The following is a 20,023-nucleotide window of genomic DNA, read 5'->3' on the forward strand; positions in this document are numbered from 1 at the left end:
GCGGGAAGGTTCCTCATGGAGATCGTGGGTTTCGCCCTGCGGCGGCTGCTCGTCGCCATTCCGGTGCTGTTCGTGTCGACGTTCCTGATATTCCTGGCCGTGGCCAAGTCCGGTGATCCGCTGGCCGAACTCCGGGAGCGACAGCCACCGGTGCCGCCGCACACGATCGCCGCCGAGGAGGCACGGCTCGGGCTGGACCAGCCCGTGCTGCAACGGTACTGGGACTGGCTGACCGGGGTCGTCCAGGGCGACCTCGGTCCGTCGGTCGACCGCAACGCCGACATCGGCATGGAGATCGGCTCGCGCCTGGGCATCACGATGCGGTTCGTCCTCATCGCGATGCTGATCGCGGCCGTGCTGGCGATCCTGGTCGGGGTCGTCAGCGCGGTCCGTCAGTACTCCTGGCTGGACTACCTGTTCACCTCGACCGGCTTCCTGTTCCTGGCGATGCCGTCCTTCTGGCTGGCCGTGCTGCTCAAGCAGGGCGGCATCGAACTGAACACCCTGGCCGGCAGCACCCTGATCTACACCGTCGGCGACAGTTCGGTGATCCCGCCGCCCACCCTGGGCGGCCGGATCGCCGACCTCGCCGGCCACCTGGTGCTGCCGACCATCACGCTGGTACTGATCAACTTCGCCGCGTGGAGCCGGTTCCAGCGCTCGTCGATGCTGGACGTGCTCGGCAGCGACTACGTCAAGCTGGCCACCGCCAAGGGCCTGCGACGGCGCACCGTACTGCGCAAGTACGCCCTGCGCACGGCGCTCACCCCACTGGTGACGGTCATCGCGCTGGACTTCACCGCCGTCTTCGCCGGGGCGGTGGTCACCGAGACCGTCTTCCAGTGGCGGGGCATGGGCGACTACCTGCTGGAGTCCATCAACGGGCGGGACGTCAACGCCGTGATGGCGTGGCTGCTCGTGGCGGCGGTCGCGGTGGTCCTGTTCAACCTGCTCGCCGACATCCTGTACGCCGCTCTCGATCCGAGGATCCGACGTGTCCGCTGAACCGCCACCGGTGTCCGCACCCGCCGCCGCGCCCGGTCCATGGCGCGGCGTCCTCACCCGGTTCCGCCGGCACCGGCTCGCCGCGGCGGCGCTGGTGGCCCTCGTACTCGTCGGGTCGTTCGCGTTCGTCGGCCCGCTGCTGTGGCGCTACGGCCACGACGAGATCACGCCCGACAACTCGCAGCCACCGTCGGCGGTCCACCCGCTGGGCACCGACTCGCTCGGCCACGACCTGCTCGCCCAGGTCATGCGCGGCACCCAGCAGTCGCTGCTGATCGCGCTCACCGTGGCGTTCGGCGCCGCGGTGGTCGGCACCGTGATCGGCATCGTCGCCGGCTACTACCGCGGACGCACCGACGCACTGCTGATGCGGCTGGTGGACCTGTTCCTCACCGTGCCGACGATCGCGGTCGCCGCCGTCCTCGGGCACAACTTCGCCGGCAGCGGCGGCGGGTGGGTGCTCATCGCGGCCGTACTCGCCGCGCTGATGTGGACCAGCGTGGCCCGGGTCGTCCGCGGCGTCGTACTCGGCCTGCGGGAACGCGAGTTCATCTCCGCCGCCCGGGCGTTGGGCTCGTCCGATCTCCGGATCATGCTGCGGCACATCCTGCCCAACGTGGCCGCCCCGATCATCGTGTCGGTGACCATCCTGGTCGCCACCGCGATCCTCGCCGAGACCGCGCTGTCGTTCATCGGCTTCGGCGTCCAGCCGCCGGACACCTCCCTCGGCCTGCTGGTGGCCAACGCCCAGTCCGCGGTCGCCACCCGGCCCTGGCTGTTCTACTTCCCGGGCCTGGTCATCCTGCTCATCGCCCTGTCCATCAACTTCATCGGCGACGGCCTGCGCGACGCCCTCGACCCGACCCAGACCAAGGGTCCGCGCCGCCGCCGGTACCTCGCCCGGCCGGCGGAGCGCACCGACGCGGTGCCCGACGACGTGCTGCTGTCGGTCCGCGACCTGCGGGTGGTGTTCGCCGCCGACAGCGGCGACGTGTCCGCGGTTCGTCGCCTCGACCTGGAACTGCGCCGTGGCGAGGTCGTCGGCCTGGTCGGTGAGTCCGGCTCGGGCAAGTCCGTCAGCGCCGCGGCGCTGATGGGGCTGCTGCCGCCCACCGCCACCGTCAGCGGCTCGATCCATTTCGCCGGCCAGGAACTCGTCGGGCTGGCCGAGCCGCACTTCCGGCGCCTGCGGGGCAGCCGGATCGCCATGGTGTTCCAGGACCCGATGTCCTCGCTGAGCCCGGTGCACACCATCGGCGACCAGGTCGCCGAGGCCGTCCGCGTACACCAGGGCTGCTCCCGGGCCGCCGCCCGGGCCCGCGCCGTGGAACTGCTGGACACCGTCGGGATCCCGGACGCCCGTAACCGGCTCGGCGACTACCCGCACCAGTTCTCGGGCGGCATGCGCCAGCGGGTGGTGATCGCGATGGCCATCGCCAACGACCCGGATCTCATCATCGCCGACGAGCCCACCACCGCCCTGGACGTCACCGTGCAGGCCCAGGTGCTCGCCGCGCTGCGGGCCGTCCGGGAGCGTACCGGCGCGGCGATCTTGATGATCACCCACGACCTCGGGATCGTGGCCGAGATCGCCGACCGGGTCGCGGTGATGTACGCCGGCCGGCTCGTCGAGGTCGGCACCGCCGCCGACGTGTTCGACAACCCCTCGATGCCGTACACCCAGGGCCTGCTGGACTCCGTACCCCGCCTCGACCGGCCCGCCGACGAGGAGCTGTGGGCGATCCCCGGCTCCCCGCCGAGCATGACCGCACTGCCGGCGGGATGCGCGTTCGCCCCGCGCTGCGGGATCCGCACGCCCGACTGCTCGGCCGCCGTGCCGGACCTCGTCCCGGTGACCGCCGGCCACCTGGCGGCGTGCCTGCGCCTGACCCCGCTCGGCGATGCCCGGCCGGAGACCGCCACCACCTCGTCGATCCCCGAAAGGCCGTGACGACATGACCTCCCGCGTACTGCTGCGAACCCGCCCCGGGGAACGCCAGATCCTGCGGTTCCCCGTGCTGACCGACCTGGACGGCTCGGAGCTGGCCATCCACGTCCACGTGGTGTCGGGCACCGCCGACGGGCCGACGCTCACCCTGCTGTCCGGGGTGCACGGCAACGAGTGGTTCTCGCACGCGGTGCTGCGCGCGGTGCTGGCCGGCACCGACCCGGCGACGCTGCGCGGAACCCTGGTGGTCGTGCCGGCCGCCAACCCGTACGCCCTGCGGACCGTCACCCGCTACTCCAACGACATCCAGCAGGTCGGCTTCGTCAACATGAACAAGGCGATCCTGCGCGACACCGAGTCGATCACGGGACGGACCGGCCAGGTGCTCGTCGAGCAGATCATCGAGCGCTCCACCCACCTGCTGGACTTCCACCCCGGCCCGTGGGGCACCACCTGGGGCGTCGTGCTCTACGACGCGACCGGCCCGCTGTCGGCCGCCAGCCGGGAGCTGGCCGTCGCCTTCGGCATGCCGTACATCCAGGGCGAGGACGCCGCGGTCGCGTTCCCGAACTCGGTGTTCGACGCGGCCAGCGCCGCCGGGGTGTCCGCCATCGGCGTCGAGGTCGGCGGCCTCGGCTTCGGCTCCCGCAGCGAGGACGACTGGATCGCCCGGAACGTCGACGGTGTCCGCCGGGTGATGATCCACCTGGGCATGCTCGACGAGCCGGCACCGCCCCGGCCGGTCACCGACGTCGAGGTCGCCTGGGACCTGCGGCCCGGGCACGGGGGCATGTTGGTACCCGAGATCACCGAGGACCGGCTGCTGACCGCCACCACCGGGGGAGAACTGCTCGGCCGGTTGCTCTCCCCGGTCGACCTCACCATCCTCGAGGAGTACCGGTCGCCCGGCGACGGGATCCTGCTGTCGGTTCCGCGCAGCCATCCGGTGCACCCGTACAACTTCGGTTTCGTCATCGGCCGGCCCCGCCGGAGCGCGGCATGACCCCCGACGTGCTGCTCGACGTCGACGGGCTCACCAAGCACTTCCCGGTCCGGCGGGGGAACCTGTTCAAGCGGTCGGCGGGTGTGGTCAAGGCCGTCGACGGCGTCTCCTTCGAGCTCCGGGCCGGCGAGACGCTGGGCATCGTCGGTGAGTCCGGCTGTGGCAAGTCGACCCTCGCCAAGCTGCTGACCCGGCTGGAACAGCCGACCGGCGGGCAGATCCGCTACCGGGGGACCGACATCGCCGGGCTGCGCGGCAGGGAGTTGCGCGACCTGCGACGGCGTATCCAGTTCGTCTTCCAGGACCCGTACTCGTCGCTCGACCCGAGGATGACGATCGGCCAGATCATCGCCGAGCCGTTCGCCGTGCACGGCGAGTTGGGCAGCGCCGACCGGCGCCGGCGGCGGGTCCAGGAACTGCTGGAGACCGTCGGACTCGACCCCGAGCACGTCAACCGTTACCCGCACCAGTTCTCCGGCGGCCAGCGGCAGCGGATCGGCATCGCTCGTGCCCTGGCGTTGCAGCCCGAGGTGGTGGTCTGTGACGAGCCGGTGTCGGCGCTCGACGTGTCGGTCCAGGCGCAGGTGATCAACCTGCTCCGGCGGCTGCAACGGGACCTCGGTCTGGCGTACGTGTTCATCGCCCACGACCTGTCCGTCGTGCGGCACATCTCGCACCGGGTCGCCGTCATGTACCTCGGCAGCGTGGTGGAGACCGGCACCGTGGCGGAGATCTTCGACCGTCCGGCACACCCGTACACCAAGGCGTTGCTGTCCGCCGCGCCGGTACCGGACCCGCACCACGAGCGTGCGCAGATCCTGCTCCGGGGCGACCCGCCCAGTCCGGTGAACCCGCCCAGCGGCTGCCGGTTCCGGACCCGCTGTTGGCAGGCCACCGACGCCTGCTCGGCGGAGCAGCCCGCCCTGGTCCAGCGCGGTGCCGGGCATCCCGTGGCGTGCATCAACGTTCCCCCGACAGCGCGGCACCTTCCGGTCATCGCCTGACGACTCCGGTGACCGCGCGATGTGCTCATCCTCTTCGACCTGCTGCTCTTCGTCGTCCTGGCCTTCCCGTTCGTGTTCGACTTCGCCTGAGCCGGATCCGACCCGGGTCCCTCCGTACGCCTGTGGAGCTGAGTCGTTCGTGACATCGGTGCGGTCCGCCGTTCCTGGAGTCCGCCGGTCCCGGGCTCCGGAAGCATGGTCGCCGGCCGCGGTCCGGCGGGCCGGTCACCCCTCGCGGAGGGCGCGGCGGGAAAGGCCGAAGCTGAAGGCGGCGCCCAACGTCGCCGCGGTGGCCAGGAAGAGCACCCCGCTCCCGTACGCGTCCACCACCAGACCCGCCGCCACGCCGGACAGTGGGAAGAGGCCCAACGCCGCGAAGAGGATGGCACTCATCACCCGGCCGAGCAGGTGGGCAGCGGTGTGTTGCTGGACGACAGTGATGATCAGAACGTTGGTCACGGTGCTGGCGACCCCGGCGACGGCCAGCGCGACGACGGCACCGGCGTAACCGGCGAACGGCACGAGCGCCACCGCCGCGGCCATCACCAACCCGGAGAGCATGGCCGTGGCGCCGCGCCGCCGTAGCCGGGCCAACCCGGCGGTGAAGAACCCGCCGGCCAGCGACCCGCCGGTGAACGCGGCCAGCAGGCCACCGAAGCCACCCGCCCCGGCGGCCAGGTCGGCGCTGGCCAGCGAGGGCAGCCCCACCCGGATCATCCCGCCGACGGTCAGGTTGGCCGCGGCGGTCACCGCCAGGACGGTCCGCAGCAGCGGGGACCCGCGCAATAGCTGCCAGAACGTCGACCGAGGCGGGGGTGGCGTCCCGTCGGCGGGTCGGGCGACCGGCGCGACCCGGCGATGGTGCATCCCGATGGCCCCGAGGCATACGGCCGAGACCGCGAAGGTGAGCGCGTCAACGCCGAACGCGACGCCCGGGGAGAGCGCGACGACGAGCAACCCGGCGACCCCGGGCCCGACCAGGCCGGCGGCGAAGCCGGCGGTGCTGTGCAGCGCGTTGCCGGCCGCCAACTGGTCGGCGGGAAGCAACCGGGGCGTGATGGCGTAGGCGGCCGGCTGGAACAGGCCGGCCCCCAGGCCGGTGCCGGCGACCAGCGCCCCGAGCAGGACGAGATCCGGGTCGCCGGCGACGGCGGCCACCACGATCGCGGCGGTGAACACCAACCGGCCGAGGTCGGAGACCAGCATCACCTGCCAGGGGCCGATCCGGTCGGCGAGGATCCCGCCCAGCGGCGTGGTCGCCAGCCGGCACAGGCCGTAGACCGCGACCAGCAGCCCGAGTTCCCGGGCGCCCCCGCCGACCTGGTAGATGAGCCAGGGCAGCGCGACGGCGTGGAACGCGTCGCCGAAGACCGACACCGACTCGGCGACGAAGAGCAGCCGGTAGTCGCGGGACCGCAGCGGCTCCAGACTCAGCCGGGGCCCCGACCGACGCCGGGGGGTCCGGGTGGCGGAGTCAGCCATGCGTGGCCACCGGCAGCGACTCCAGCCCACGGAGCATGATCGTGTTTCGCCAGCGCAGGTCCGCCTCGGTGCCGGCCAGCGTCAGCCCCGGGAAACGGCTCAGCAGCGCGTCCAGCGCCACCTCGCCCTCGAGTTTGCCGAGAAACGCGCCGAGGCACCGGTGCAGCCCGTGGCCGAAGGCGAGGTGTCCGGCGTCGCCCCGGTCGAGGACGAGCCGGTCGGCCTCGGGGAACCGGTCGGGGTCGCGGTTCGCGCCGCCCAGCGACACCAGGACCAGTTCCCCGGCGGGAATCTCGACCCCGTCGACGTCCACCGGCTCGGTGGTGAACCGCAGGGTCGCCATGCTCACCGGGGACTCGTAGCGGAGAAACTCGTCGACCGCCATGGGCAGCGCGGCCCGGTTCTGCCGCAACCAGGCGTGCTGGTCGGGGTTGCGCAGCAACGCGAGGGTGGCGGTGCCGAGCAGGTTGACGGTCGTCTCGTGGCCCCCGATCAGCAGCAGGAACACCATGCCCACGATCTCGTCGTCGGTGAGCTGACCCTGGTCGCGGGCCACGAGCAGGACGGTCAGCAGGTCGTCGCGGGGGTCCGTGCGCCGCCGCTCCAACACGACGGCGATGTGGTCGGTCAGTTCCCGCAGCGCCCGACCAAAGGCTTCCGGATCGTCGCCGTGGGTCAGGATCGCCGTGGACCAGCTCCGGTAGGCGGCCCGGTCCTCCGCCGGGAAGCCGATCAACTCGCAGATGACCAGCATGGGTAGGGGGAAGGCGAAATCCGCCACGAGATCGACGGTGTCGCGATCGGCGATCCCGTCGAGCAACGTGGTGGTGACCCGTTCCACCAGCGGGCGCATGGCCGCCACCCGCCGGGCGGTGAAGAACCCGTGGATCAGCCGACGCAGCCGGGTGTGGTCGGGCGGGTCGCTGTTGAGCATGTGGACCATGTCGCTGCCGAGCGGCACGCCCGCCACCCGGTCGTCGGCCAGCTCCTGCGCCCGGCGGACGTCCTGGCCGAACCTCGGGTCGGCCAGCACCGCCCGCACGTCGCGGTACCGGGCGACCACCCACATGGGCAGACCCTCGTCGCTGTGCAGGATCGACACCGGACCGTTGGCCCGGATCCGGGCCAACGTCGGGTACGGATCGACGATGAACGGGGCCTGCCGGGGTGGCGCCAGCTCGTCCTCGGCGGTGCTCATGGGCCTCCTCGGGGTGACACGGTCGGGGGAGCTACGCGATCAGGGCAGCTAGACGATCAGGGCGGGGAAGGGCCAGCGGTGGGCGCGGGTCGGCAGCCACCACAGGTGGCCGGCCTGCTCGACGACCAGGTGCGCCCCGGCGAGGTCGTGGCGCACCCCGGCCGGTACCTCCGTCGCGGCGACGCCCTCCACCAGCGCCGTGATCGCCGTCAGGTGACCCGGCTCGTCGATCGTCACCACCTCCAGCGAGCCGGAGCGCCGGTCGCGGACCTCGACGAACCCGGGTCCGCGCCGGTAGACGCACCGGCAGAGGAAGAACTCCTCTCGCCAGCGGGCCGTGACCGCGCCGTCGGGGTCCCCGTCCAGCCGTGCCGGCGGGTGCAGGTGGGTGAACAGGCCGCCGCCGTGGCACCCGTCCCGGCAGCGCGCCGTCCAGTCCACCGCGACCCCGCGGGCGGTCAGCTCGCGGATCAGCACGAGGGAACGCGCCGAGGTGGCGTCGGCCTCCCGGCACAGGTCCACCGGGTGGGTGAGCCGCGCGTGCCGTGCGCCGTCGCGGTACCAGCCGGCCACCGCCGGGCCGCACGGCCCGCCGAGCCGGCGCGTGCCGAGCGCCATCCCGGGCAGCCGCGCGGCGGCCGGATCGTAGTCCCGGGACAGCTCGACCCGGATCTCGGTCGCGCCGAAGTCAACCCGCTGCGACGGCATGGCGGTCCTCTCCGCGCGTGCGGTGGCGTCCGCCGCAGCCCGGTGATGGTCGATCCGGGCCAGCACCTGGTTGTGCGACTCCACGGCGGTGTGCACCCAGCAGCCCCCCTCCCGGAACACGATGCCCAGCTCTGACCAGCGGTCGAGCAGTGGTCGCACCACCGCCGCCCCGCCGGGTGTCCGCGCGGCCAGCGTGGCGGCCGTCCGGGGCTGCTCCAGCAGCCGGAACAGCCCGACCTCGACCGGCGAGGTCAGCTCGTACACCGACCAGTCGTACGCGGCGCGCCGGCTGACCAGCACGATCCGGTCGTCGACCTCCTGGCAGGTCAGCCGGCTGACCGGGTACTCGGCCCGCCACCGCTCGATCGCCGCGTCCAGCGCCGCCGCCTCGTCCCGGCCGATGCCCTGCGCGACGGTGGTGAAGATGTACGCCAGGTCGGCGAGTTCTCCGGCGGGCAGGTGGTAGATCTCCCGGTACTGCGGGGCCGGCTCCAGCACCGGGAAGCCCAGCTCCGGTTGGTTGAAGTACGGGCTGAACCGCTCGATGGCGATCCGCGCCGCTCCCATCGGCGGATCGAGGTGGTGCAGCGCCGGTAGCTGCGCGATGACCTCGGTGTAGTCCTCGGCCGTCTCGCCGGGGAACCCGTACAGGTAGTTCCAGCTCGTCGTCACCCCGGCGCTCTGCGCCTCGCGCAGCGCCCGGACGTTCTGGCAGCCGGTCACGCCCTTGTCCATCAGCCGCAGGACGTGGCTGCTCAGGTTCTCCACCCCCGGCTGGACCTGTACCGCCCCGGCCGCACCCAGCCGTTGGAAGTGGTGCCGGCGCAGGTTGGCCTTGACCTCGAAGTGCAGGCGGACGTCGTACTCCGACTCGGCCAACCGGAGCAGCACCGAGTCGAAGTACGCCATGTCCAGGATGTTGTCGACCACGATGAAGTCGAGCAGTTGGTGCCGGCGGGCCAGGCCCAGCACCTCGTCGAGGAAGCGACCCGGGCTCTTGCTGCGGAACTGCATCGACGAGCCGTTGAGACCGCAGAACGTGCAGTGGTGCTTCTCGCCCCACCAGCAGCCGCGGGAGCCTTCGACGACCAGCTTCGGCGCCACCCACTCGGCCGCCGCCGAGGTGTCCAGGCGTTCGACGAAGCCGGTGTAGTCCGGGGTGACGATCCGGGCCGGCGGCAACGGTTGCGCCGACATCGGGTTGGCCCGCGCGGCGCCCGTCCCGTCCCGCCAGCACAACCCGGGGATGTCCGCGAGGTCGTCCGCCCCGCCGCCGAGCGCGTCGAGCAGGCGGGGGAAGGCCACCTCCCCTTCGCCCCGGACGACGAAGTCGAGGAACGGGAAGTTGCGGTGCAGCGCCGCGCCCTGCGCCCCGTCGCAGTTGGCCCCACCGAGCACGGTCCGCACCGCGGGCCGTCGCTGCTTGAGCAGGCGGGCGGCGGCCAGGCTGGCGGTGTTCTGCTGGAAGGTGCTGGTGAACCCGACGACGTCCGGCGCGGCGGCGGCCAGCTCGGCGACCAGCGTCTCCACGAAGTCGGGCACCAGCTCGTGCAGCGCGGCGGTCATCTCCGTCTCGGCCCGGCTCGAACCCGCGTCGGCCAGCAGCCGGTGAAACGGCGCGAAGTCGCGCCGCTCGCCGTAGAGCGCGCCGGCGAACACCCAGTCCCCGGCGCCCTGGAAGTAGGACGTCTCGGAGAAGTACTGGTACTCGGCCAGGCCGAAGGGGACCCGGTCCACCACCCAGTCGACGAAGTCCAGGTTGGCGTACCGGACCTCCACGTCGTGGCCGGCGTTGCCGGCCGCGGTACGCAGGATGCCCAGGGCGAGCGACGGAACGTCGAGCGATCCCCACGGCATGTGCACCAGGACGACCTTCATCGCCGGTCTCCTCTCGACGGGCTGGACATCGTTCCGGGGCAGCGCAGCGATGCCCCGGAACGATGCCGTGGACGTGCCGTCACCGCTGCCGGGTCACTTGCCGGTGGTTCGGGGCGCCTCGTTCACCTGGGGCCGCGCGGCCGGGACCGCCCGGTCAAGATCGAGGAGCATCTTGACGATGACGGCGCCGCGGTCCCGCTCGCCCGTGCTGATCGGGTCGTGCCGGACAGTGCGTCGCTTCATTGCATTCACCTCCCTCCGGTGGGTCCGGGGTCGGACCCCGCCGGTCGCGGTGGTCCTGGCTGAGGGGCGCCGGAGCCCGGACGCCCGGCGGCAGCACCGTGCCGGCGTACCGGAGCAGGGCGGTGAAGACGGTCGTCTGGGCGGCGGCGTTCCCGTGGTGCCCGCCGGTGGACCAGAGCACCTCGTGCGGCACCGACCGGTCCCGCAGCGCGGCCACGTACCGCCGGACCGCCTCCGCCGGGCAGCGTTCGTCGTCGGTCGCGGCGGCGACGAACAGCGGCCCGCGGACCCGGTCCAGGTACGTCATCGGGTTGGCGGCCCGGTACCGGTCGGGGACCTCGGCGGGGGTGCCGCCGAAGAGCTCCTCGTCCGCCTCGCGCAGGGCGGGCAGTGTCGTACGGTGGGCCGTGGCGTAGTCGGCCACCGGGGAGACCGCCAGCCCGACCGCCCAGTCGTCGGGCTCGACGCCCATCGCGAGCAGGACCAGGTAGCCGCCCCAGGAGTAGCCGCACAGCCCGACCCGCCCCGGCTCCGTGACACCGAGGTCGACCAGGTGCCGGCGTACCGCCGCGAGATCCTCCAGCTGGGCCAGGCCGACCCGGTGGCCGAAGTCGTGCCGCCACCGCGGACCGTAGCCGGTGGATCCCCGGTAGTTGGTGCGCACGACGGCGTAGCCGGCACCGGTGAGCAGCTCCACCCGTGGGTCGTAGCTGTCCCGGTCGTGCAGGAACGGTCCACCGTGGAGCAGGAAGATCGCCGGCCATGGCCCGGTTCCGGGCGGGGTGGCCAGGAAGCTGTGGATCCGGCCGTACGGTTGGGGCGTCCACACCTCGCCGCGTCCGGAAGCGGCGGGCGGGGCCGGTGCCGGGTGCCGGTCGGTGGCCGGGTCGACCACCAGCCGGCTCGGCGGCACCGCCTCCCGGCTCCACACGTAGTGGACCGCGCCCTCGGGCGCGCAGGCCAGATCGAGGATGGTTCCGGGTGGGGTGGGCAGGACGCTCGGGGCGCCTCCGACGAGGTCGGACAGGAGGAGTCGGCTGCGCCCCGTCCGATCCTGCTGGACCAGCACCCGGCGGCCGTCCACGTACCAGTGCGCGGTGATCTCCGTGTCGAACGACAGCCGCTCGTGCAACCGGAGGTCGTGCCCCGGCCGCCAGGTGCCGACGGTGTAGCAGCCGCCCGTCTCGACGACCACCAGCAGGGCGGTGTCGTCCCCCGGACCCGGGCGGAACTCCAGCGCCCACACCCGGCGGTGCCGGTCGCCGGCCAGGATCTCGGTGCGGCCGTCGGTGAGCCGGACCACGGTGACCGCGGTGGGCCCGTCCGGTCGTCCGGCCAGCGCCAGCAGGGTGCCGTCTGCGCTCAGGTCCACCAGGGGCACGTAGCCCGGGGCGGCTGCCAGCAGGTGCGCCGGGCCGCCGGGCGTGCCGAGATAGTGCCGGGACTCGGCAGCGTCCCCGACACAGACGACGGCCAGCCGGCCGGTGTGGTCGAAGGCGATGCCGTACGGCCGGCCTGGTGGCACCCCGGTCAACGCGGGAGCGGCCGGCCCGCCCTCGAACGGCTGGCGTCGCCAGAGCCCCACGCCATCCGGGTCGGTGTCGAACCACCAGACGTGGCCGCCGTCCGGCTCCAGGTCGAAGGCGTCCACCCCGTGCCGCGCCTCGGTCAGGACCCGGCGACGACCGCTGGCGCGGTCCCAGGAGACGACCTGGGAACGGCCAGCGACGTCGCAGAGTTCGATGGCCCGGAGTTGATCGTCGGCGGCGAATGCCGGTGCGCGCGGTGGAATCACGACGACCCCGTTCCTACGGACGGTCGGAGCGCCGATAGTAATCGAAGACTGACTATGTGTAAATGTGGCCGGGGGGCCGAGGCGGTCGCGGCGCGGGTGCCTGTTCGGGCCGTCGGTCAGGCGCGGGTGATGCGGACCGCGTCGGCGATGACGTAGCCGGTGCCGCTGGACCACCGGCTCACTCCCACCTTGTTGCCGTCGCCTGCGGCCAGCGGGAACACCCCGAGTGACACCCACCGACCGCCGTTGAGGCGCTGGTTCACCCGCACCGTCTGGTTGCCGGTGGTGGTGGCGACGACGTACGGGGTGGAGTCGTTGTAGCCCGGGTCGGCCGGGTACCAGACCGAGACCTCGTAGCTGCCGGTCACCGGGAGGTCCGCTCTGTACCAGGCGACATCGCTGGCGGGGGTCGGGGCGGCGAACCGGTAGTCGGTACCGAGCCGTTGGCTGGAATAGGTCGACGTGCCCCAGTTCGTGCTCGCGGTGAACCGGCCCGTGGTGGTGTTGTCGACCGTGACGCTGAACCCCTGCGGTGGCTCCGTGGTGCCGGTCGAGACGTCGAGATAGTCGCGGTCGATGTAGATCTGTACGCCGCCCCAGGTCTCGTAGCTGTCACCGGTGTACTGGTGGATGCGCTGACGGTTGCCGTAGTACCCGTCCGGGCAGTAGTCGCCGGCGTCGGTGTTCGCCGCGCCGTTCCACCAGCCGAAGAAGAGATGGTCGACGCGGGTGTACCGGGTGTCGTGATAGGCACCGCACAGATCCCGGACGCCGGAGGAGCCGCTGGAGTACATGCCCGAGAGGTAGCCGAGCCCGTGGAGCCGTTCGGTCCAGCCGGAGAGGTAGGAGAGCACGGCCGCCTTGCACGACTCAGTCGACGGGTAGTGCTCGATGTCGTTGTAGAGCACGCTTCCGGCGGGGATGCCCAGCGCCTGGGCCGCGTTCACCGCGCTGGTCGCCCGGGTCGCACCCTCGGACCGTGCCGTGGCGGGGTCGTACGACATCTTCGGCGTGCGGGTGCCGCACGGCGCCTGACGGTCGAGCTCGATGGGGATGAGGTGCCAGCCCTTGCTGGTCTGGTTGGCCACCCAGGTCGCGGTCAGATTGGCCTGGGTGCAGGATCGGCTCGAGCCGCTGATGTAGACGCCGACAGCCCGGTAGGGCGAGCTGTTGCGCCAGGCGTCCATCGTCGACTGCGACGGAGCGGTACACGTGTCGAAGCCCTTTCCGGTGTAGGTGCCCGGCTGCGGGCCGGACGCCGCCGACGGCAGCATCGAGGCCGCGCGAACGGCGTCCGGGGAAACCGGCGTGGCACCCCGACCGAGCGTGGCGGAGGTCAGGATCCGGCGGACCACCGACTCCGTGTCCGATGTGTGCAGGGCCGTGACGAGTACGCCCGCGTCACGAACCGCGACCTGGAGCGTTCCGTCGCGGGACACCAGGGTGTCCGCGGTCGCCCGGCCCCTGGCCGTGACGGCGGTGTCCGCCGTGAGGCGTTCGGCGGTGCCGGCGTCGATCGGCTCGATGACCAGTCCTGCCGTGCGCCCCACCAGCCCGGACGGGCACCAGGGCTCCTCGCTCGGATGGCCGAGGTAGACCGCGGGTCGGTCGAACCGGACGCATGCGTGCGCGTCGGTGGACAGGTCGACGATCTGCCAGTCCGCCGGTACCGGCACCCGGTAGCCGCGGTAGCTGACGATCCGTTCGTCTGTGGGGGCCGCCCAGGCCGGTGTGGCCGCCCCGGTCAGAACGACGACGGCGGCCGTGAGGCCGGCCATGATCCTTCTTGTCCTCATCGAAGCCTCCCTGTGGGTGAAATTCTTCGAAACTGACGCACGATTCGGCAAATTCCTACCACGTGGGGGCGGCGCACGCCAGAGATCACTGTCGATGAGATTCGGCGCGGCGGGCCGAACGGTGGGCGCCGTCGACCAGCAACCAGCGACGCGACGAGGCCTTTTCCACTGCCATCGGCCCTGTTGCGCGCGGGCCTGGGGACGCTGACCGCCGCAGCCGTGCCGGTGGGGCTGCGCGTGACGGCCGCCCACGGCAGCCAGAACACCCGGCGCACTCGACTCGCTCACCGCCGCAGCGGTATTTGGCTCTTGCCTCGAAGGTCAAATGTCGGGAAAACTGGCCATGATCCTCGTGTGGGCCAGTCGTGACGCGCGGTCCGTGATGTGGACAAGGAGCTGACACGTGGGCATTGGTCGGCGCAGCGCGGGAGCGGCCGTGACGGCCGACAGTGCCGTGACGGTCGACAGTGCCGTGACGGTCGACCGTGCCGCCGTGCCGGGCATGATGTTCGCGCTGCTGACCCGCGCCGCGGCGGGGATCGCGGCGCCGCCGTGGCGTCCGATGTGGATGCCGGCGGCCTTCGCGCAGGGGCTCGTTCCGGTCGGTGGCACCGCCGGTGCCGTGCTCCGTCGTCAGACCTCGCGTTGCCTGCTGCTCGGTGCCCTGGCATACCGGGTGTGCGTCCTGCCCGTCGCCCTGGGCCTGCTCGTGGTGCGGGGGGAGTCGGTGGCGCCGGCCGTCCTGCTGCCGGTCACGGCCCTGCTGCTGGCCGCCAACGTCGCGGCGATCGGCACCGTCTCCCGACGGTCGACGGTGGACCTCGAACGGGTACGCCTGGCCGTGCTGGTCGACCTCGCCGTGGCGTACGGCCTGACCGTGGCGGCGAGTGCGGTGGTGCCGCACACCGCGGTGCTCTGGCCGTACCTGGCCGGTGCCGTGGTCCTGGTGACCGGAGCGTACGGCCTGGTCGGTGGCGTGCTCGCGGTGCTGCTGTCGGCGCCGGCACAGCTGGCGATGGCCGCGTTCGGCGCCGCCGCGGACACGGGCACGTTCGTCGGCCGGGTCGGGTGGCTCGGCCTGGCGGTGGTGGTCACGTGGGCGGCGCTCGTGGTCTGTGGGCTGGGTCTGCACCTGGCCATGTCGTACGGGATCCGGGCCGGTCGGGAGGCCGAGCGAATCCGGTGGCTGCGCTCGCTGCACGACACGGTGTTGCAGAGCCTGGAGGCGATCGCCCTGCACAGCGCGGCGGATGAGACCGCGCCGGCGGCGCAGCTCGCCGAGGTACGGGCCACCGCCCGGGTCCAGGCCGCCCGGCTGCGTCGGACGCTCGACGAGCCCGGCGGCAACGACAACCCGCTCGCCAGCGGGCTGGCCGAACTGGCCGAGGAACTCGCGGGACGCGGGCTGCGGGTGGAGCTGGCGGTGGCCGCCGGCGCCGGCAGCCGGATCTCCGGACCGTACCGCGACGCGGTCCTCGGTGGGGTGCGGGAGGCCCTGGGCAACGTGGCCAAACACGCCGGCATCGGTGACGCGGTGGTCCGCGCCGACGAGGAGAGCAGCGCCCTGGTCGTGGTGGTCCGGGACCATGGCTGCGGCTTCGACGTCGCCGGCCGGCCCGGGTTCGGCATCCGCGAGTCGATCGTGGCCCGGTTGCGCGAGGTCGGCGGCAGGGCGACCGTGGAGTCCTGGCCCGGCCGTGGCACCCGGGTCACCCTGCGGGTGCCGGCATGAACCGGTTGGGCCGACCCAGGCGCGGTGCCGGGGCGGGGGCCCGGCCGGGGCCGGGCGGCTCCCGAGCCGCGCTCGGCGCGCTGGCGGGCGTCGTCGGCGCGCTGGTCGGGGCGCTGCCGGTGGCCGCCGCCCCGGCCGGCTATGTCGCCCCGGCCGGCTGTGCCAAGCCGGTGGGGGTGCACACCGCCGGCACGCCGTGGGCGACGGAGTTGCTCGGGCCGCGCCGGGTGTGGCCACTGAGCACGGGTTCCGGGGTGCGGGTCGCGGTGCTCGGCACCGGCGTCGACGCCCGGAACGCACAGTTCCGTCCAGGTCAGGTCGAGGACGGCCGCGACGTCCTGGCCAACACCGCCAGGGCCACCGACGACTGTGACGGCCGAGGCACGTTCGCCGCCGGCCTGATCGCCGCCCGGCCGCACGACGAGACGACCTTCGCCGGTCTGGCCCCCGGCGTGTCCGTGCTCCCGGTTCGCTACGCCCAGAGCACCAAACAGGGCGAGGGGGCCGTCGACCCCGCCCGGCTCGCCGCCGCGATCGACTTCGCGGTGGCCGCCCGCGCCCGAGTGATCTACGTGGTGCTACCGGCGACCAGGATCACCGCCGGGCTGCGGGCCGCCACCGCGCGGGCGATCGCGGCCGACGTCGTGGTGGTGTCGCCGGCCGCGTCCGGCGCGCGGACCGGGGGTGCGACCAGCTATCCGACCGCGCTGCCCGGGGTCCTGGCGGTCGGCGCGTTCGGGCCGGACGGCGCGGTGGCCTCCACCGAATCCGGGGACCACATCGGGGTGGCCGCCCCGGGAAGACAACTGCTGAGCCTCTCCGCCGGAGCAGGCGGCCGGCTGGGACACTCACCCACGGTCGACGATCCCGCCTACGCGGCGGCGTACGTGGCCGGCACGGCCGCGCTGGTGCGGTCGTACCGGCCGAAGCTCAGCGCCGCCGAGGTGGTGCGGCGGATCGAGTCGACCGCGCACCGGACCGCGTTCGACGGGCACCACCCGCAGCTCGGCTGGGGGATGGTGGACCCGTACCGGGCGGTGGCCGCCGAGGGCGTCGAGGATCCGCCGGGAACCGTGGGCGCGAGCGCGCAGCCGGTCGCGGCGGCCCGGGCGAATCCCGGCGCCCGGGTGGATCCGCGGGTGCCGTCGCTGGTGCTGGCGGGACTCGTGGCGGCGCTGCTGCTCGGGATCGGCACGGCGGTGGCGCGTCGAGGCCGGGCCCGCGGGTGGCGTCCCGGCGGCTGACCGGCCCCACCCGTGGCGCGCCGGTGCTACCGCGCCTCCGTCGGCACGCAGCGGCTGGAGCCGCCCACCACCACATCGCCGGTGCCGTCCCGGGAGACGTGTACGCCGAGGTTCGTCCCGTCCCGCTGGAACTGGTAGGCCACCTCGCTCTCGCCGCTGCGGTCGGTGGCTCGCCAACCGTCCGCGCTCAGCCGCGGCAGCACCTCAGACAGCAGGATCTCGGCGGCGCCGGGCGGGGCGGGAACCCGTAGGTTGTACTCCCAGCGCACCGACTCGCTCGGCACGCCGGCCGGCCGGAACGGGTCGCAGTCGAGCTGCTCGTCGCGGCTGATCCGGACGTCGGGGCCGAACCGCGCGGCAACCTCGTCCAGCACGGCCCGCAACGGCCCGGCCACGGCGGCCAGTGGCGCGAAGTCGATCGGCTCGGTCACGGCACCGACGGTACCGTCACCAGCGGACCACCGGTGAACACCTGATAGATGTTCCACCACGCGTCACTGTGGTAGGTCAGCACGTCGGAGTGCGCGGAGGTGCCCTCCAGCGGTCGGCCGTCGGCGTAGTTGCCGGTCTCCAGCCGGACCACACCGGGGAACTCGTCGGGGTCGGCCCCGTGCCCCCAGTTGCCGATGTTGATGTCCCGGACCCAGGCGATCGGATCGCCCGGCGCGGTCATCGAGTAGCGCTGCACATCGGGCTGGGCCGGACGCAGGTCCTCCGGGCCGTCCACGCGGTGCCCCATGCCCGCCGACTCGATGTGCAGGATCCGGTTGGCGTCCAACCCGTGCTGCTCGGCGGTGCCGACCACCGCGCCGCCGTACGAGTGGCCGGCGAAGGTGACCTGCACGTCGTTGCCGGCCGCGGCGGAGCCGGCGATCTCGGCCCGCAACTGGTGGGAGAAGTCGGCGAGTCGAGGCCCGAGTTCGTCGGCGTAGCTGGCCGATGGGGCCTGCGGGAACAGGTTGGACGGCAGGTCACCGTCCATCCAGACGACCATGGCCAGGTCCCGGCGGGGGGCCGCGTCGACGAAGCCGACCGCGGCGTCGTGGTACCGCTCGAAGTTGGCCAGCTCGGAGGTGGTGCCCGGGACGAACACCGCGACGTCGCGGGTCCCGGCGTGGATGTCGCCGACCAACTCGACCATCGACCCGTCCCCGGACGGGTCGAACGAGAGGATCTTGCGGTGTTCGGCGATGACGTTCTCGTACAGTTCGATGCGCGCCTGCGACCGGGTGATGGTCTCGCGCAGCCGGTGGTCGACGGCCGGGTCCCCGGTGAGCTGGTTCTGATAGCCGGCGAGGCGCTGCCGCTCGGCGGTCAGCTCGGCGGTGATCGCCGAACAGTTGGCCGCGATCCGGGCGCCGAACGGGGCGGCGCCGGCAGGCGCGGCGGCCCGTTCGGCGGCCAGCGTGGTGCCACCGCCCAGTAGCTGCCGGAACGCCTGGCTCGCCTGGGTGTCGCCCCGCCGGTAGTTGGCGACCGCGGCGGTCACCCCGGTGGCCAACCGCCGGGTCTGCGTTGCCGCCGACTCCAGCTCGGTGCTGCTTCGTTGCAGGCTGTTGCCGTGCGCCTGCATGGCCCGTTGGGACTGCGGCACCAACCCGAACGCGTCGGTGCCGATGGCCGGCGTGGTGAGCTGCCCGCGAACGGTGGCCAACCGGTCGGCGCTTCCGGTCAGCTCGGCCGCCGCGGCGTCCAGCGCGGTCGGAACGGCCCGGAATCCGGTGGTGGTCACCTCCATGACCGGGCCCCCGGCTCGTTCGACTCAGGCTCCTCGCCGATCACCGCCGGCGTCACCACCGACTGCTCGCCCCACACGTCCTCGGTCTCGACCAGCCAGGGCGGGATACGTCGGCCGCCGGCCGCGTCGCCCGCGCCCATCGGGGCGAAGGGCATCGCCGGCATGAAGCCGCCGCCCATGCCCTTCGCCGCGGCGACCCCGGCGCCGGCCCCCGCGGCTGCGGCGAGCCCGCTCGCCGTCGGGCCGCCACTCTGGCCGGCCAAGGACTGGTTCGCCACCGGCGACAGGTCGACGCCGCCTCCGCCTCCGCCGACTCCGCCGCCGCCCGCACCGCCCCCGGAGATCCGGGCGCCGCCGCCGGCCCCGTCGGTGGCCGTCGGCACCGGGGCGGCGCCCTTCTGCGTTTCCTTCTTCGTCTCCTTCGGCTTGGCCCCCAGGCCGGGCGGGACGGTGGCGAACCGCCCGCCGAGCGCGGCGGCGGCCGCGGCCAACCCGGCGGTGAACATCGTGCCGAACAGCGGCCGGGGTTGGGTTGCCGGCGGCAGCTCGTTCGGGTCGCCCGGTGCCGCGCCCGGGTCGCCCGGTGTCCCGTCCGGTACGGACGGCGGATCGCCACCGGGCTGCGGTGCCAGCGGCAGGGGTGGCGTGACCGGCGGCGGCTCCTCGATCGGCGCGCCGGTGGTCGGCCGGGACGCGGCGCTCGGGGTGATCGGCATCGCGTCCTCGGTGGTGACGTACTCGGTGGCGAGGGTGGACATCACCTGCACCGCCTGCTGGTGAGCCGCGTTCGAGGCGGCCTGCGTCTGCTGCTGGGCGCGGACCTCGGCGATCGCCTCGGCCTGGTGCTGGCGGAGCGTGTCGACTGTGCTGGTCGGAGTGTCCGCGGGGACGACCAGGGGCGTGGTCGCGGCGGCGATGACGGAGGGGGCGAGATCGGGCACGGCGACCGGGGCGGGCATCGCCTCCTGGGCCGTGGTGAGCGCCTCGGCGGAGGAGAAGGCCAGGTCACGCACCGCGAACGCGGTGCTGGCCACCTGCCGGATACCCGAGGTCAGGTCGTTGATCATCAACTGGTACTGCCGGGCGGCGCCGCCGTCCCACCACTGCTCGAACTCGCGGAGCTGGCGCTCGATGTCGCCGGCGCGCTCGTGCAGCGCGGTGCCGGCGGCTCCCCAGCCCTCCGCCGCCTCGGTCACCGACTCCGGTTTGCCGACGTGCAGCATCCGCACGAGTTCCTGATGGCTGTACT

14 protein-coding genes and 1 pseudogene are annotated in these 20,023 nt (G+C 73.1%); 6 read left to right on the forward strand and 9 right to left on the reverse strand.

The window, feature by feature from the left end; all coding sequences use genetic code 11:
• The first annotated feature begins 15 nt into the window (after positions 1-15).
• From OOK41_RS15555 to OOK41_RS15570, 4 genes are read left to right on the forward strand one after another with little or no spacing between them, the layout of a single operon-like run.
• A complete protein-coding gene (locus OOK41_RS15555; protein WP_243639883.1) occupies positions 16-1,005 on the forward strand; it encodes an ABC transporter permease in 990 nt (329 codons plus the stop codon).
• Positions 995-2,956: a dipeptide/oligopeptide/nickel ABC transporter permease/ATP-binding protein gene (locus OOK41_RS15560; RefSeq protein WP_266265626.1), complete on the forward strand. Its 1,962-nt coding sequence runs from the start codon at positions 995-997 to the stop codon at positions 2,954-2,956. The genes OOK41_RS15555 and OOK41_RS15560 overlap by 11 nt, the downstream gene beginning before the upstream one ends.
• Before the next feature lie 4 nt (positions 2,957-2,960).
• The gene (locus tag OOK41_RS15565; RefSeq protein ID WP_266265627.1) at positions 2,961-3,956 is read left to right on the forward strand and encodes a succinylglutamate desuccinylase/aspartoacylase family protein; all 996 of its coding nucleotides are present in this window, start codon (positions 2,961-2,963) and stop codon (positions 3,954-3,956) included.
• Positions 3,953-4,960 carry an ABC transporter ATP-binding protein gene (locus OOK41_RS15570; protein ID WP_266265628.1) on the forward strand — a complete coding sequence of 336 codons (1,008 nt, stop codon included), beginning with the start codon at positions 3,953-3,955 and terminating at the stop codon, positions 4,958-4,960. Before OOK41_RS15565 ends, OOK41_RS15570 begins: the two co-directional genes overlap by 4 nt.
• A 225-nt stretch (positions 4,961-5,185) precedes the next feature.
• Here OOK41_RS15570 and OOK41_RS15575 read toward each other — a convergent pair whose 3' ends face one another.
• From OOK41_RS15575 to OOK41_RS15595, 6 genes and pseudogenes are all read right to left on the reverse strand, one after another.
• Positions 5,186-6,442 carry an MFS transporter gene (locus OOK41_RS15575; protein WP_266265629.1) on the reverse strand — a complete coding sequence of 419 codons (1,257 nt, stop codon included), beginning with the start codon at positions 6,440-6,442 and terminating at the stop codon, positions 5,186-5,188.
• Positions 6,435-7,640 carry a cytochrome P450 gene (locus OOK41_RS15580; protein ID WP_266265630.1) on the reverse strand — a complete coding sequence of 402 codons (1,206 nt, stop codon included), beginning with the start codon at positions 7,638-7,640 and terminating at the stop codon, positions 6,435-6,437. Before OOK41_RS15580 ends, OOK41_RS15575 begins: the two co-directional genes overlap by 8 nt.
• A gap of 48 nt (positions 7,641-7,688) precedes the next feature.
• On the reverse strand, positions 7,689-8,348 hold the full coding sequence (locus OOK41_RS31915) for a DUF5825 family protein (protein ID WP_117669964.1): 660 nt from the start codon (positions 8,346-8,348) through the stop codon (positions 7,689-7,691).
• Between the two features lie 30 nt (positions 8,349-8,378).
• Positions 8,379-10,226, reverse strand: a pseudogene (locus tag OOK41_RS15585) (RiPP maturation radical SAM C-methyltransferase); the annotation flags it as partial.
• 154 nt (positions 10,227-10,380) lie between these two features.
• On the reverse strand, positions 10,381-12,264 hold the full coding sequence (locus tag OOK41_RS15590) for a prolyl oligopeptidase family serine peptidase (protein WP_266265633.1): 1,884 nt from the start codon (positions 12,262-12,264) through the stop codon (positions 10,381-10,383).
• 116 nt (positions 12,265-12,380) lie between these two features.
• A complete protein-coding gene (locus OOK41_RS15595) occupies positions 12,381-14,060 on the reverse strand; it encodes a glycoside hydrolase domain-containing protein (RefSeq protein ID WP_266265635.1) in 1,680 nt (559 codons plus the stop codon).
• A gap of 436 nt (positions 14,061-14,496) precedes the next feature.
• Between OOK41_RS15595 and OOK41_RS15600 the strand changes: the two genes are divergently transcribed.
• A complete protein-coding gene (locus OOK41_RS15600; protein ID WP_266265636.1) occupies positions 14,497-15,792 on the forward strand; it encodes a sensor histidine kinase in 1,296 nt (431 codons plus the stop codon).
• Positions 15,789-17,036 (forward strand): S8 family serine peptidase, encoded by a 1,248-nt coding sequence (locus tag OOK41_RS15605; RefSeq protein WP_266265637.1) that lies wholly within the window; start codon positions 15,789-15,791, stop codon positions 17,034-17,036. Before OOK41_RS15600 ends, OOK41_RS15605 begins: the two co-directional genes overlap by 4 nt.
• 26 nt (positions 17,037-17,062) lie before the next feature.
• Here the strand turns inward: OOK41_RS15605 and OOK41_RS15610 are convergent, their stop codons facing one another.
• The 3 genes from OOK41_RS15610 to OOK41_RS15620 are packed head-to-tail and all read right to left on the reverse strand — an operon-like array spanning position 17,063 to position 20,003.
• A complete protein-coding gene (locus OOK41_RS15610) occupies positions 17,063-17,467 on the reverse strand; it encodes a hypothetical protein (RefSeq protein ID WP_117669952.1) in 405 nt (134 codons plus the stop codon).
• Entirely contained in the window at positions 17,464-18,768 is a 1,305-nt protein-coding gene (locus OOK41_RS15615) for an alpha/beta hydrolase (RefSeq protein WP_266265639.1), read from the reverse strand. Before OOK41_RS15615 ends, OOK41_RS15610 begins: the two co-directional genes overlap by 4 nt.
• Complete coding sequence (locus OOK41_RS15620) at positions 18,765-20,003, reverse strand: hypothetical protein (RefSeq protein WP_266265640.1); 1,239 nt, start codon at positions 20,001-20,003, stop codon at positions 18,765-18,767. Before OOK41_RS15620 ends, OOK41_RS15615 begins: the two co-directional genes overlap by 4 nt.
• Between the last annotated feature and the right edge of the window lie 20 nt (positions 20,004-20,023).

The sequence above is a fragment of the Micromonospora sp. NBC_01655 genome (assembly GCF_026339755.1).
In the GTDB taxonomy this organism is placed as follows: Bacteria; Actinomycetota; Actinomycetes; order Mycobacteriales; family Micromonosporaceae; genus Micromonospora.

Bases quoted from the DNA above. Each gene is read 5' to 3' on its own strand.
- OOK41_RS15605 (WP_266265637.1), top strand. From the start codon at position 15,789: ATGAACCGGTTGGGCCGACCCAGGCGCGGTGCCGGGGCGGGGGCCCGG.
- OOK41_RS15570 (WP_266265628.1), top strand. From the start codon at position 3,953: ATGACCCCCGACGTGCTGCTCGACGTCGACGGGCTCACCAAGCACTTC.
- OOK41_RS15580 (WP_266265630.1), bottom strand. From the start codon at position 7,640: ATGAGCACCGCCGAGGACGAGCTGGCGCCACCCCGGCAGGCCCCGTTC.
- OOK41_RS15575 (WP_266265629.1), bottom strand. From the start codon at position 6,442: ATGGCTGACTCCGCCACCCGGACCCCCCGGCGTCGGTCGGGGCCCCGG.
- OOK41_RS15555 (WP_243639883.1), top strand. From the start codon at position 16: ATGGAGATCGTGGGTTTCGCCCTGCGGCGGCTGCTCGTCGCCATTCCG.
- OOK41_RS15595 (WP_266265635.1), bottom strand. From the start codon at position 14,060: ATGAGGACAAGAAGGATCATGGCCGGCCTCACGGCCGCCGTCGTCGTT.
- OOK41_RS31915 (WP_117669964.1), bottom strand. From the start codon at position 8,348: ATGCCGTCGCAGCGGGTTGACTTCGGCGCGACCGAGATCCGGGTCGAG.
- OOK41_RS15565 (WP_266265627.1), top strand. From the start codon at position 2,961: ATGACCTCCCGCGTACTGCTGCGAACCCGCCCCGGGGAACGCCAGATC.